This window comes from Microlunatus elymi (assembly GCF_007362775.1).
In the GTDB taxonomy this organism is placed as follows: Bacteria; Actinomycetota; Actinomycetes; order Propionibacteriales; family Propionibacteriaceae; genus Microlunatus; species Microlunatus elymi.
In genome coordinates, this window is the sequence record NZ_CP041692.1 from 3,143,996 (window position 1) to 3,156,885 (window position 12,890).

A 12,890-nucleotide genomic window follows, 5' to 3' on the forward strand; every position below is an offset into this window, starting at 1 on the left:
TGGTGACCCGCGATGTTGATCCGTGAACCCAGTGACGAACTGTTGTTGCCCGAACGCACCCGGCTGCTGCACATCGGTCCGATGAAGACCGGGACCACGTCGGTGCAAGCAGCGGCGAGTGCGCGTCGAGACCAATTGCTGGCTCACGGCGTGCGCTACCCCGGCAACGACTTCAACCATCGGCGGCAGTTCGGTGCGTTGATGGGCTGGAGTGTCGACACCTGGCGGCGGTCGGATCGCCTTCGCCCCGACCTGCTCGATGTTGCGACGTCGGGGGTGCCGAGCAAGAAGGTCTGGAGCCGACTCCGCGCCGAGATCGACGGTGATCAGGACCGCCGAATCTTCCTCAGCCATGAATTCGCGAGCCAGGCCGACGATGCCATCGCAGAACGGATCGTCGACGCCGTCGGAGACCGCGTCCACGTCTGCATCACGCTGCGAGCTCCCGGCCTGATCGTGCCGTCGCTGTGGTCGCAGGAGATCAGGGACGATGCCCTGACCGAGCCGCTGGAGGAATGGCTGCGTCGGTTCTACGGTCGGTCCGCGCAGCATCCGATCTCCGCCAGGTTTCAACGAGCCTACGATCAGAGCGGCCTGGTCGATCGGTGGGCCAGGCTGGTAGGCCCCCGGAACGTCACCGTGATCATCGTCGACCATGCCGATCCGAGCCTGATGACGAGCTCGTTCGAGGCGATGCTCGGGCTGCCGGCGGGGATGTTGGACTGGAACCGCAGCAACCGATCGCTGACCGGAATCGATGCCGAGCTGTTCCGGCAGGCGAACGTGATGATGCGCGATCGGGGCGTCGACTGGCGGTCCTTCTACTCGCTGGTGTGGAAGGGCGCGATTCAGCTGGGCCCGGAGCAGCGTAAGGTCCCGGCCGGCGGGCCACGGGTGATGCTGCCGCCGTGGGCCGGCGAGATCGCCGACAAGGACGGGCGTCGCTTCGCCGACGAGATCGGCGCGATGGACGTCCGGGTGGTCGGGGACCTGGACAACCTCGCGGTGGAGTCGCGGACCGCGCCGTGGCAGGACATCACCGAGATCCCGATCGAGATCGCGGCCGACGCGGTCGCCGCGGGAGTGCTGGCCGGGCAGCAGTCCCGGGAGCGCTTCCTGGCCACCGAGCTGGCCAACCAGGAACAGATCGCCAAGCTCCGGCAGCAACTGGCCCGGGAGACGACGCGTTCGTTGGCCGATCGCGCCCGGGCGATCCCGGCGAACCGCCGGGCCGAGCAGTTGGCCGGCGCGTTCAGCTCGCGCGAGCTGGCCGCGGCACTGAAACGGCGGTTGCTGCACCGGCTGCGTACCCGGCAGTCCTATCCGCGCGAACGCTGACCGGCTCCAGTCGCTTTGGGTCGCCGATCAGAAACTGACCCGGCCGTTGATCATGGTCTGGGTGCGGCCGCCGACCCAGACCTGTCCACCGGCGTCCTGCTCGATCATGATCACTCCGTCGGCTCCGACGCACGTGCCCTGATGGGCGCGATACGGGGCGGTCAGCAGACCGGCCGGCAGCAACCACTGGGCCACTGCGGCGTTGAGGCTGCCGGTCACCGGGTCCTCGACCGCGATGCCGTTGCTCTCGAAGAAGGCCCGCAACTCGACGTCGTAGCCGGCCGTCGCCGTCCGGCTGACCAGCCCGATCGCACCGGGCAGGCCGGCGCCCGGCAGCGTGAGGAGGTCGACGGCGTCGTCGAGCAGCAGTCCGACCCAGCCGGGACCGTTGTCGATCACTCGGGATGCCAGCACCTGTTGCGATTCCAGGCCGAGCACGGAGACGATCCGGTCGAGCAGGTCCGGATCGACCGGCCCGGAGTTGATCATCGGCGGCGCAGCGAAGGACAGCCGGTCCAGCGAACGCCGCACCGCGACGACGCCGAGGTCGCACTGTTGCCGGACCCGATCATCGGCGAATCCGGGATGGGCGGCGAGCCAGGCGTGGGCGCTACCCAGGGTCGGATGTCCGGCGAACGGCAACTCCTGCGATGCGGTGAAGATGCGGACCCGGTAGTCGGCGTCCGGGTTCGTCGGTGACATTAGGAAGGTGGTCTCGCTGAGGTTGGTCCAGCGGGCGAAGTCCTGCATCTGCTCGGTGCTCAGTCCGTCGGCATCGTGCACCACCACCAGTGGATTGCCGCGGTACCGCGTGGCGCCGAAGACGTCGACCTGGGAGAAGGTGTACGAGGCCATCACGGCACCCGGTGCAGCCACTCGTCGGTGCCGAACTTCTCAGTCACCAGAGCTTCGGCGCGGGCCCGTTCGGCGTCGGTGATCTTGCCGTCGACGGTCGCGTACCGCTTTCGGAAATGATCTTTCAACGCCTCGATCACGTCGGCCCGGGACATCCCGGTCTGGCTGCGCAGCGGGTCGACCCTCTTGTTCGCGCTGGTGGTGCCCTTGTCCGACAGCTTCTCCCGGCCGATCCGCAGCACCCGCAGCATCTTGGCGGCATCGATGTCGTACGACATGGTCACGTGATGCAGCACGGCGCCGCCGAGTTTGTTCTGTACGGCAAGGCGTTTCTGCGCGGCGCCGCCGATCTTGCCGATCGGCGAGGTGATGTCGTTCAGCGGTGCGTAGTGCGCGTCGATGCCGAGTTCCTTCAGCGCACCGAGCACCCAGTCGTCCAGGAACGCGTACGAGCGTTCGAAGCTGAGCCCCTCGACCAGCGAGCCGGGAACGTACAGCGAATAGGTGATGGTGTTGCCGGGCTCGATGAACATCGCGCCCCCGCCGGAGATCCGGCGCACCACGGTCACGTCGTACTTTTGCGAGGCCGCGTCGTCGATCTCGTTGCGGTAGGACTGGAAGGAGCCGATCACCACCGCGTTGCGTTCCCACTCCCAGATCCGCAGCGTCGGCGCCCGGGTGCCGGCGGCCACCGACTCGGTCAGCGCCTGGTCCAATGCCATCTGCAGTTCGGGCCGCTCTGCGGCGCCGTGCACGATCTCGAACGTGTGATCGGCCCAGCTGGTCGCCCGGCCCACCGCGCGGCGTACGGCGATCGCCACGGCGTCGGCGTCGAAGCCGATCAGGTGCGCGTCCGGCCCGACGGCGGCCTGCACCAGCGCACTCATCCGGTCCACCGACGAGTCCTCCGGCAGCCCGGTCAGGGCCCGATCGATCCGATCCAGGGCGTCGTCCGGCTCCAGGAAGAAGTCGCCGGAAATGTGCACGGAGTTCAATGAGCCATCGGAGACGTCCACCTCGGCGGCGACCAGCTTGCCGCCCGGGACCTTGTATTCGCCACGCATGATGCTGAACCTAACGCCGCCCGGCTCGACTCTCTTCCGATGTGGCGGAGATCACGATCTTGCAGTTTCTGCATTCGTGCAGTCACTGCATAGAATGAGGTCAGCGTCAAAGCTCAGAGCCCAACGGCGGGTCGACGCTCCACCCGATCGGGTGTCTGAAGCAGATCCATCGAGAACCCGCCATAGCTGAAGTGAGAAGGCGCTGCCATGAGTACGAGCCTGCGCGAGAAGAAGCGCGAGCTGCTCCGTTCGACCATCGAGAAGGCGGCCGTCGCTCTGGTTCTGGAGCACGGCTACGACAACGTCACCGTGGACATGATCTGTGAGCAAAGCATGGCCTCGCAGCGAACGTTCTTCAACTACTTCGGTTCCAAGGAGAGCGCGATCCTCGGACCGCCGCCGCCGGCCCCGTCGCCGGAGATCATCGAGGCGTTCGTCCATCATCGTGAGGGCGATGTGCTCAGCGATCTGACCCGGATGATGACCCGGGCGCTGAACGACGCCGGTGAAGTTGATCTTGACCTGTGGCGCGATCGGCGACAGATCATCCGTACCACCCCGGAACTGATGCGTTCCCAGGCCGAGAAGATCGCCACCAAGGACTCCGAGATCGCCGCCCTGGTGTTGCGCCGGCTCCGGGTGCAGCACGGACTTCCCGAGGTCGCCGACTCCGCTGCCGCGGAGTCGGAAAACCCAACAGAACAAGCCGATTCCGACGATCGCCTCATCGACGAGGCCAGGTTGATCGTCAACCTGTGGTGGGGCATCGCCCGCCACGCGATGAAGCTCTGGGCCGAAAAGCCCGAAACCACTCCGCAGCAGATCACGGACGACCTGCTCACCCTGCTCGCCCGGATCAAGGAAGCCTGACACGTGACAATGACTGAAGCAGTCACCGCTGAGGCGGTGGCCGAACCCCAAGAGAAGAAGGGCGGACGGCACCTGGTGCCGATCTTCGCCGGTCTGCTCGTCGCCATGTTCCTGGCGGCGCTGGACCAAACGATCTTCAGCACCGCGCTGCCGACCATCGTCGGTGACCTGCACGGTGTTGATCAGATGCTGTGGGTGACCACGGCGTACCTGCTGGCCGCGACGATCATGATGCCGATCTACGGCAAACTCGGCGACCTGATCGGCCGCAAGTCGTTGTTGATCATCGCGTTGAGCATCTTCGTCGGCGGCTCGCTGGTCGGCGCAGTGGCCAACGACATGACGGTGTTGATCATCGGCCGGGCCATCCAGGGCCTCGGCGGCGGCGGCCTGATGCTGCTGGCCCAGGCGATCATCGCCGACGTCGTCCCGGCCCGCGAACGCGGCAAGTACATGGGCGTGATGGGCGCCGTCTTCGGCCTGTCCTCGGTCGTCGGCCCGCTGCTGGGCGGCTGGTTCACCGAGAGCCTGTCCTGGCGGATGGGCTTCTGGCTGAACGTCCCGCTCGGCATCGTCGCGATCCTGGCCGCGGTCCTCTTCCTCAAGCTGCCCAAGCATGATCAGAAGCCGAACATCGACATCCTCGGCATCGCCACCATGGCCGTCGGCGTCACCGCGCTGATCCTGGCCACCAGCTGGGGCGGCAACAAGTACGACTGGGATTCCTGGCAGATCCTCGGTCTGTTCGGCGTCACCGCGGTCTTCGGTGTGCTGTTCGTGATCGCGGAGAAGTTCGCCAAGGAGCCGATCATCCCGCTGCACCTGTTCAAGCAGCGCAACTTCAACCTGACCACGGTGGCCGGTCTGATCATCGCGATCGCGATGTTCGGTGCGATCGGCTACATGCCGACCTACCTGCAGATGTCTCAGGGCGTCAGCGCCACCGAGTCCGGCCTGATGCTGATCCCGATGGTGGCCGGTCTGTTGATCACCTCGATCATCTCCGGTCAGATCGTCAGCCGCACCGGCAAGTACAAGTGGGCGCCGATCGTCAGCATGATCATCACCACCGGCGGCGTACTGCTGCTGTCGACCCTGACCGTGGACACCCCGCTGTGGGTGCTGATGGCCTACATCTTCGTGCTCGGCGCCGGCATCGGCGTCGGCATGCAGAACCTGATCCTGATCGTGCAGAACACGTTCCCGGCAAGGGAAGTCGGTACGGCGACCGCCTCGAACAACTTCTTCCGTCAGATCGGTGCCTCGCTCGGTTCGGCCGTCGTCGGCAGCATCTTCACCAGCCGGCTGACCGACCTGCTGACCGAGCGGATGCCGGCTCAGGCGATGCAGGGCGCCGGCGGTGCCAACTCGCTGACTCCGGACCTGGTCAAGCATCTGCCACAGCAGATCCAGGACATCATCGTCGGTGCGTACAACGATGCGCTGACGCCGATCTTCCTCTACCTGGCTCCGCTGCTGCTGGTTGCCCTGATCCTGGTGTTCTTCGTCAAGGAGAAGCCGCTGGCCACCACCATCGAGGGCTCCGGCGCGGACCTGCTCGAATCCGCTGACGAGGGTGCTGCGCTGGCTGCGGCCGGGTCTGTGGCAGCTCCGGCGGCTGCCCCGGCGGCGACCGAGGTCGCGACGGTGAATCGGCCGATCGCGATCACTGTGGGCTCGGATGATGATCTTGATCACGAGTTGCTGCGCGGCCGCGATGACGAGGCGTTGCCGGTCGGCGCGCATGCGATGATCACCGAGCAGTCCAAGATCATCAACGGCAGCAGCGTCGAAGTTGATCAAGCGTCGGGCTGGAATCCCGAAGAGCTCGACGATCCGGCCGAGCGGCTGTCCGTGGCGGCGCTGGACGTGCTCACCGCGGCGCAGCAACAGGTACGCGCTCAGGACCTGGCCGGGGCGCGGACGATCGAGCGGGTCGGTGCGCAGCTGGACGACGTCACGCACCGGTTCGACGCAGCGATCGGCGGCTTCCACCGGGAGCTGCAGCAGATCCGCGACGAGCTGCTCAGCGGCCGGCTGGATCCTGCTCCGGTTCCGCAGGGCTCCGGTGGTGACGAGTTGCGGCAGTACGAGTACAACCTGCTGCTGGACAGCCAGCAGACCGCCGACCGGGTGACCAAGCTGGCGCAGCAGGAGGCCGAACGGACCCTCGCCGAGGCCGATCAGCAGCGGGTCGAGCTGGAGAAGCGGATCGAACGGCTACGCAGCGTGGAGCGTGAGCTGACCGGTGCGGTCTCCCACCAGCTCGGTAGCGCCGAGCAGGATCGGGCGACCGACAGCATCTGAGCTGGCGGGCGGGACCGACAAGAAGGGCCCGGGACGGATGATCATCCGTCCCGGGCCCTTGGTCATCGCTCGGCAACCGGTCGTCCGCCACTCCCGCACCCAAAACCGACCGGCGCGCGCGAAATATCGGCTGCCGGAGTGAATCTTGCGCGCGGCTGTGATGCAGTACGGAAGTATCGGTTGCGCGAGTCGATTTCGCGCGCGGCTGCTGCGGTTGCTCGTCAGTCCCGGCGGAGAATCAGGCAGCTGGTGGTGGCGGTGGCGAGCCGCCGATCTTGATCATCAAGTACCTCGGCGCGAGCGGTCGCAGTGGTCCGACCGACGTGTTCGGCAGTGCCGATCACCCGCAGCGGAGGGTCGTTCGCCTGGATCGCTCGCAGGTAGCGGACCTGAATGTCCAGGGTCGTCAGACTGATGCCGATGTCCAGTCGGCTCTGAATCGCGTACCCCATCGCGGTGTCCAGCCAGGAGGCGATCACGCCGCCGTGCACCGTACCGATCGCGTTGCGGGGTGGAAACGCGCACCTCCCCACATGCACCCGGGAGACCTGCAGCAGGCAGACCAAGATCAAAGCTGCGGAACGAAGGTGCATGGTTCGGCGTGGAATTTCCGCACTTTCGTCACGCAAGTCAGCCCGCCCGGTGGCCGAGGTCAGCCACACCAACTCCAGCAAGCCGGAGTCGGGTAGTGGATGCCGCCGAGCACCCGTGTGGCGATCCAGACAACCTCGTACGAGCTCAGGGATCCAAGGAGGTTACGGTCTCCATTGGGCGACTATGAGTGCGCTACCTCCTGCCATCGGCGAATGAGGCGACACCAGGGTCAGGCAGCGACAGTCTGCTCAGACGAAGAGCGGCTCCATCCCCCAGGCCTGTTCCAACTCGGTCATCGCGGCGTCGTCGGGGCGCTCGGTGAAGCGTTCGGCGGCGTCCAGCACCTTGGGCAGGATGTCGATGTCGCCGACGGTGTTCAGGAAGATGCCCGGGCGGCCGAGGACCCAGCCGACCGCGGTGTCGATGGCGGCTTGGTCTCGCAGCGGCTCGTACCAGGTGCTGGCGAAATGCTCGGACCCTTCCTGCCAGGGCGCGCGGGTGATCGCCTTGATCGTCTGCACCGCGATGTCATGTTCCTGACAGTACGTGTACAGCTCCTCCCAGTCGGCGAGGTAGTCCGGATTCCGCGTCATCGGATAGTTGTACGGCAGCAGCACCGAGTCGAAATCGAACACCCGCAGGGATTTCAGGTGCTGACGGGCCACCGTGACACCGTGTCCGGTGATCCCGATGTGCCGGACCAGCCCCTCGTCGCGGGCCCGGACACACGCCTCCAACGCACCCCCGGTGCCGAGTGCGGTCCGCCGTTCGTCCTCGTCGACGAGATTGTGCAGTTGGATCAGGTCCAGGTGATCGGTCCGCATCCGTTCCAGCGAACGCTGAATCGACGCGTACGCCTCGGACGCGGTCCGGTCTCCGGTCTTGGACGCCAGGAAGTAGTCGTCGCGATGATCTTGCAGGTGCGGACCGAGCCGATCCTCGGCGGCGCCGTAGCTGGCGGCGGTGTCGATGTGGTTGATGCCGTGCCGGCGGATCAGGTCCAGGGTCCGGTCGGCATCGTCCTGGCTGACCTCCGCCAGCGCTGCCGCGCCGAAGATGATGCGGGTCGACTCGTGGCCGGTACGACCGAAGGACAGGGTTTCGATCATTGCCAGATCCCTTCTGGGATGGGGATTCAGTGGGGTGTTGTGCGGGCGTTCTCCGGTACGGGTACGCCGATCACCAGCCCGGCGTGCTGCGCGGCGGCGATCGCCTCGGCCAGCACCACCCGGGTCGGCTTCCCGGCCGCCGCAGCCACTGCGACGACGTCGTCGAACTCCGGCGTCACCTGCTTGATCAGCCCGTCTCGATGGGCGATCTTGATCATCACCTGGCCGTCACCGAGTCTGATCCTGGACCAGGCTCGCGGCAGTGCGAACTTGCGATACTCCTGCTGGCGTACGCCGATGGTGCTGGTCCGGGTCAAGATCAACTCCCGCAACCCGGCCGTCGCCGACGGATGCGCCAGCACACACAGGGTATGGGCCGGACGGCCCTTCTTCATCATGATCGGCACCAGCCAGGCGTCGGAGGCCCCGCCGGCCATCAGGTCGGCCAGCACACCGGGCCACAGCCGTGGATCAAGATCATCGACGTTGGCTTCCAGCACCACCGCCGGGTCACCGGCACCGACCCCGGCCACCTCCGTACGCTCTCCGATCAGCAGTCGGGTCACGTTGGCGTGCCCGGCGAAGTCCTTCGTGCCGGCACCCAGCCCGACGGTCTGCAGCCGCATCGCCGGCAGGTCTGTGCATTCGGCGCACAGCGTTGCCAGCAAGGCCATTCCGGTCGGTGTGGTCAGCTCGCCCTCGCCCCCGGCGAACAGGGTCCAGCCGTCGGCCAGCCGGGTGACCGCCGGCACCGGCACCGGGATCCGGCCGTGCGCCGCCCGGACGAAACCGGAGCCGACGGCCACCTTGCTCGCGGTCAGCTGGTCGATCGCCAGGTCGAAGATCCCGGCACAGACTCCGACCACGTCGGCGATCGAGTCCAGCGCGCCGACCTCGTGGAAGTGGATGTCGTCGGCCGGCACCCCGTGCACTCGGCCCTCCGCTTCCGCCAGTCGGGCGAACACGGCGGTCGCCGAAGTCCGCACCGGCTCGGGCAGCCCGGCATCGGTCAGCATGGTCGAGATCGTTCGCCAGGTCCGGTGCGGCGGGTCGGCAACGAGTACGTCGACGTGCACCTTGATCGCCGCGATGCCGGCCCGGGTGACGTGCTCGGTCCGCAGCCGTACGGAGTCGGGCAGCACCTGGTCGATGCAGCGCTGCGCGAACTCGACGTCGGCACCGGCATCGATCAGTGCACCGAGCAGCATGTCGCCGGCGACTCCGGCGGATGCGTCGATCCAGGCGTGGCGTTGGGTCACAGAGCTTCCTCGGTTCTCGGGGCGGCGACCTGGGCGGCGAGGTGGCCGGCGCCGTACCCGTTGTCGATGTTGACCACGGCGACGCCGGGCGCGCAGGCGTTGAGCATCGACAGCAGGGGTGCGATGCCGCCGAACGCGGCGCCGTAGCCGACTGAGGTGGGCAGCGCGATCACCGGGCAGCTGACCAGGCCGGCGACCACGCTCGGCAGGGCGCCGTCCATCCCGGCGGCGACCACGATCACCCGGGCACGGCGCAACTGATCGAGCTTGCCCAGCACCCGATGCAGTCCGGCCACGCCGACATCGACGACCAACTCGGCTGAACGCCCCAGATAGCGGGCGGTCAGCAGTGCCTCCCGGGCCACCGGCAGATCGGAGGTGCCGGCGCAGAGCACCAGCACCGCATCGCCGGTCGGCTCGGGTGGGGTCGGCGGCCAGGCCAGCAATCGTGCGGTCCGGTCCCAGGACGCGTCCGGCAGCACCCCGAGGATCGCCTTGGCCTGGTCGTCCGTGGCCCGGGTGAACAGAGTGATCTGGTCCGGAGATCCGGCGGCGCGGTCGGCAACGGCCTGGGCGATCGTCGCCACCTGGTCGATCGATTTGGGTTCGCAGAGCACCGCCTCCGGGTAGCCGCGGCGGGCGGCCCGGGCGAAGTCGAGGGTCGCGATGTCCTCCAGGGGGTCAGGCATCGCGCTGGCCCAGGACGGTGAGGGTGAAGGCGCCGGACTGCATTCCGGCCAGATCCACTGCCGCGTAACGGAATCCGGCGCGTTGGACGGCGCGGCGGATGTCGCCGTTCAGCGGCGGGGTCACGGCCCGCACGAGGTCGTCGGTGGGCAGTTCGATCCGGGCGATCTCGCCGTGGTGTCGGACTCGGAAGTCGGTGAAGCCCAGCTCCCGCAGAGCGGCTTCGGCCTGATCGATCTGCTGCAACTTCTCCGGGGTGACTTCCTGGTGGTGCGGGATCCGCGATGCCAAACAGGGCGCGGCGGGCTTGTCGGCCGACGGCAGCCGCCAGGCCCGCGCCAGCCGGCGTACCGCCTGCTTGTCCAGACCGGCCGCGGCCAGTGGCCGCAGCACCCGATGTTGGCTGGCCGCGGCGGCGCCGGGACGGTCCGGACGCAGCGCGTCGTCGGCGTTCTCCCCGTACGCGATCGCGTCCAACCCGTGCTCGGCCACCAGCTGATCATCGATCCGGGTGAACAGCTCGTCCTTGCAGAAGTAGCAGCGATCGGCACCGTTGGCGCGGTACTCCGGGCGTTCACCCTCGTGGGTCTCCACCTCGATCACCGGGGCGCCGATGAAGCGGGCGACCTCGTGCGCCGCGGCACGTTCGGCGGTGGCCAGGCTGGGCGAGACGCCGAGGATGGCGATCACCCGATCCGCGCCGAGCTCGCGGACCGCGGCGGCGAGCAGCACCGACGAGTCGACGCCGCCGGAGAACGCAACACCGAGGCGGCCGACGCCGGCGAACTGCCGCCGCAGTGCCTCGAGCTCGTCCTGGATCCCGATCTCTGCCTGGACGGTGGCCGGGTCGTCCACCGCGGCTGATTGCGACGTCATGATTTGACCCCTTCGTGACGGCTGCCGGACCACCGTTCAGTCTGCCGCATCGCGAGCCGCCGTGCTGCGGTGGGGTGGATCCGGATCCGAGCCGCCGGGCGCTCAGGCGAAGTAGCGCAGCCACAGGTACGGGATGCAGATCGCGATCGTCATCGCGGTCACGATCAGGCCGTACTTGGTGAAACCCCAGAAGGTGATGTCGATGTCGTTGCGTTTGGCGATGCCGATCATCACCACGTTGGCGCTGGCACCGATCGCGGTCGCGTTCCCGCCCAGGTCTGCGCCCAGCGCCAGCGCCCACCACAGCGGCTTGGCCACGTCACCGCCGGCCTGGACCAGGTCGGCGGTCAGCGGCGCCATCGTGGTCACGTACGGAATGTTGTCGATGATCCCGCTGAGCACCGCCGACCCGACCAGCAGCGCCAGGGCACCGGCCAGATAGTGGCCCTCGATCAGATCGCCGGCGGCCTTGCCGACAGCGTCGATGATGCCGAGGTTGACCAGCGAACCGACCATGATGAACAGCCCGGCGAAGAAGAGCAGGGTCTCCCACTCGACCTCGGAGAAGTTCTTCGCGTTGCCGAGCCGGGTGAGCAAGATCAACAAGCCGGAGCCGAGCAGCGCCACCACCGACACGTCCAAGCCGATCACCGAGTGCAGCACGAACGCGGCCAGCACCAGACCGACCACGACCAGCGACTTGATCAACAACACCTTGTCCCGCAGCGCTTCGCGTTCGTTCAGGGCCATCACCCGGGCTGCCCGTTCGGGGTTGTAGACGAAGGCCGACCGGAACAGGAAGCGGCACAACACGATCAGGGCCGCCAACAGGATCACCACGATCGGCGCCGTGTTGATCAAGAAGTCGTTGAAGGACAGGTTGCCCCGGCTCGGGCTGGCGATGATGATGTTGGGCGGATCACCGATCAGGGTGGCCGCACCGCCGATGTTGCTGGCCATCACTTCGGCAATCAGGTACGGGATCGGCGGCACGCCGAGCCGATCACAGACCAAGATCGTCACCGGTACCACCAACAGCACAGTGGTCACGTTGTCCAGGAATGCCGACAGCACGCCGGTGATCACGATCATCATCGCCATGATCACGAACGGCCGCCCGCGAGCCCGTTTGGCGGCCCAGATGGCCAAGAATTCGAAGATGCCGGTCTGCCGCAGGATGCCGACGATGATCATCATCCCGAGCAGCAGGAAGATCACATTCCAGTCGACGCCGGTCTCCTCGGAGAAGAAGGAGTGTTCGGCGTCGGTAGCACCGATCAGCACCATCGCCGCCGCACCGGCCAGGGCAACCGTGACCCGGGGCAGTTTCTCGGTGGCGATGAAGAAGTAGACGGCGACGAAGATCAACAGGGCCAGGACGATCTGTACGCTCATCCGTGCTCACCCGAGGCCGGCCCGGCCACGTTCAGCACGGCATCGAGCACGATCGGCAAGGTGACCACGCGCGCCCCGTCGCGGCCGGCAGCCCCGACCACCGCGATCATCGAACCGGCGGACACCAACACGGCGGCGATCTCCAGCACGGTCGCATCCGCGTCCACCGTTGGCACTGGTCGCAGTCGGACCGCCTGGTCGGCGATCACCTCGGCCACCGTCTTGTCCCGCAGCGGCGCGATCAGTTCCTCGATCGCCTGCTCGTCCAGGGTTGCCGCCAGCGACGAGTCGTCCAGCAGATAGTCCGGCAATGCCAGCCGGAACACATCCAGCGCGGTGATCATGCCCAGCGGCGTACCGCGATCATCGGCGACGACGACGCCGATCTTGCCGCGGTCGGCGATCATCCGGCTGGCCTCGGCCACCGAACTTCGCCGACTGATCATCGGGGTCTCGACCTGGATGTCGCGTGCTCGCATGCGTGTCCTTCCGTAGCCCGAGACACCCTAGTAGCCCGACTTGTCAGCGTCAGAAGG

At 67.1% G+C, this 12,890-nt stretch carries 12 protein-coding genes; 3 read left to right on the forward strand and 9 right to left on the reverse strand.

The genetic code is table 11. From position 1 onward, the window contains the following. The first annotated feature begins 12 nt into the window (after positions 1-12). Entirely contained in the window at positions 13-1,338 is a 1,326-nt protein-coding gene (locus FOE78_RS14070) for a hypothetical protein (protein WP_143986854.1), read from the forward strand. 27 nt (positions 1,339-1,365) lie between these two features. Here FOE78_RS14070 and FOE78_RS14075 read toward each other — a convergent pair whose 3' ends face one another. Both FOE78_RS14075 and FOE78_RS14080 read right to left on the reverse strand, forming a co-directional pair. Next, positions 1,366-2,193, reverse strand: coding sequence for a PhzF family phenazine biosynthesis protein (locus tag FOE78_RS14075; RefSeq protein ID WP_143986855.1), 828 nt, complete (start codon positions 2,191-2,193; stop codon positions 1,366-1,368). Then, complete coding sequence (locus FOE78_RS14080) at positions 2,193-3,257, reverse strand: lipoate--protein ligase family protein (RefSeq protein ID WP_143986856.1); 1,065 nt, start codon at positions 3,255-3,257, stop codon at positions 2,193-2,195. The genes FOE78_RS14075 and FOE78_RS14080 overlap by 1 nt, the downstream gene beginning before the upstream one ends. Before the next feature lie 207 nt (positions 3,258-3,464). Here FOE78_RS14080 and FOE78_RS14085 point away from each other — a divergent pair, with 207 nt between their 5' ends. Both FOE78_RS14085 and FOE78_RS14090 read left to right on the forward strand, forming a co-directional pair. Continuing rightward, positions 3,465-4,127, forward strand: coding sequence for a TetR/AcrR family transcriptional regulator (locus FOE78_RS14085; RefSeq protein ID WP_143986857.1), 663 nt, complete (start codon positions 3,465-3,467; stop codon positions 4,125-4,127). A 9-nt stretch (positions 4,128-4,136) separates the two neighbouring features. Beyond that, positions 4,137-6,434 (forward strand): MDR family MFS transporter, encoded by a 2,298-nt coding sequence (locus FOE78_RS14090; RefSeq protein ID WP_143988802.1) that lies wholly within the window; start codon positions 4,137-4,139, stop codon positions 6,432-6,434. Positions 6,435-6,655: 221 nt separating this feature from the next. Here FOE78_RS14090 and FOE78_RS14095 read toward each other — a convergent pair whose 3' ends face one another. The 7 genes from FOE78_RS14095 to FOE78_RS14125 all read right to left on the reverse strand — a co-directional run bounded on the left by FOE78_RS14095 (position 6,656) and on the right by FOE78_RS14125 (position 12,833). Then, on the reverse strand, positions 6,656-7,027 hold the full coding sequence (locus tag FOE78_RS14095; RefSeq protein ID WP_143986858.1) for a PaaI family thioesterase: 372 nt from the start codon (positions 7,025-7,027) through the stop codon (positions 6,656-6,658). A gap of 249 nt (positions 7,028-7,276) precedes the next feature. Then, positions 7,277-8,137, reverse strand: coding sequence for an aldo/keto reductase (locus FOE78_RS14100; protein WP_143986859.1), 861 nt, complete (start codon positions 8,135-8,137; stop codon positions 7,277-7,279). Positions 8,138-8,163: 26 nt separating this feature from the next. After that, positions 8,164-9,396, reverse strand: a complete 1,233-nt coding sequence (larC, locus tag FOE78_RS14105) for a nickel pincer cofactor biosynthesis protein LarC (protein ID WP_143986860.1) — start codon at positions 9,394-9,396, stop codon at positions 8,164-8,166. Continuing rightward, a complete protein-coding gene (gene larB / locus FOE78_RS14110; protein ID WP_143986861.1) occupies positions 9,393-10,085 on the reverse strand; it encodes a nickel pincer cofactor biosynthesis protein LarB in 693 nt (230 codons plus the stop codon). Before larB ends, larC begins: the two co-directional genes overlap by 4 nt. After that, positions 10,078-10,959, reverse strand: a complete 882-nt coding sequence (gene larE / locus FOE78_RS14115) for an ATP-dependent sacrificial sulfur transferase LarE (protein ID WP_143986862.1) — start codon at positions 10,957-10,959, stop codon at positions 10,078-10,080. Before larE ends, larB begins: the two co-directional genes overlap by 8 nt. Before the next feature lie 102 nt (positions 10,960-11,061). Beyond that, entirely contained in the window at positions 11,062-12,354 is a 1,293-nt protein-coding gene (locus FOE78_RS14120; RefSeq protein WP_143986863.1) for an ArsB/NhaD family transporter, read from the reverse strand. Further along, the gene (locus FOE78_RS14125) at positions 12,351-12,833 is read right to left on the reverse strand and encodes a CBS domain-containing protein (protein ID WP_143986864.1); all 483 of its coding nucleotides are present in this window, start codon (positions 12,831-12,833) and stop codon (positions 12,351-12,353) included. Before FOE78_RS14125 ends, FOE78_RS14120 begins: the two co-directional genes overlap by 4 nt. Positions 12,834-12,890 lie beyond the last annotated feature (57 nt).

Coding starts and splice junctions, on each gene's coding strand:
- FOE78_RS14070 (WP_143986854.1), top strand. CDS start 13: ATGTTGATCCGTGAACCCAGTGACGAACTGTTGTTGCCCGAACGCACC.
- FOE78_RS14075 (WP_143986855.1), bottom strand. CDS start 2,193: ATGGCCTCGTACACCTTCTCCCAGGTCGACGTCTTCGGCGCCACGCGG.
- FOE78_RS14080 (WP_143986856.1), bottom strand. CDS start 3,257: ATGCGTGGCGAATACAAGGTCCCGGGCGGCAAGCTGGTCGCCGCCGAG.
- FOE78_RS14085 (WP_143986857.1), top strand. CDS start 3,465: ATGAGTACGAGCCTGCGCGAGAAGAAGCGCGAGCTGCTCCGTTCGACC.
- FOE78_RS14090 (WP_143988802.1), top strand. CDS start 4,137: ATGACTGAAGCAGTCACCGCTGAGGCGGTGGCCGAACCCCAAGAGAAG.
- FOE78_RS14095 (WP_143986858.1), bottom strand. CDS start 7,027: ATGCACCTTCGTTCCGCAGCTTTGATCTTGGTCTGCCTGCTGCAGGTC.
- FOE78_RS14100 (WP_143986859.1), bottom strand. CDS start 8,137: ATGATCGAAACCCTGTCCTTCGGTCGTACCGGCCACGAGTCGACCCGC.
- larB (WP_143986861.1), bottom strand. CDS start 10,085: ATGCCTGACCCCCTGGAGGACATCGCGACCCTCGACTTCGCCCGGGCC.
- larE (WP_143986862.1), bottom strand. CDS start 10,959: ATGACGTCGCAATCAGCCGCGGTGGACGACCCGGCCACCGTCCAGGCA.
- FOE78_RS14120 (WP_143986863.1), bottom strand. CDS start 12,354: ATGAGCGTACAGATCGTCCTGGCCCTGTTGATCTTCGTCGCCGTCTAC.
- FOE78_RS14125 (WP_143986864.1), bottom strand. CDS start 12,833: ATGCGAGCACGCGACATCCAGGTCGAGACCCCGATGATCAGTCGGCGA.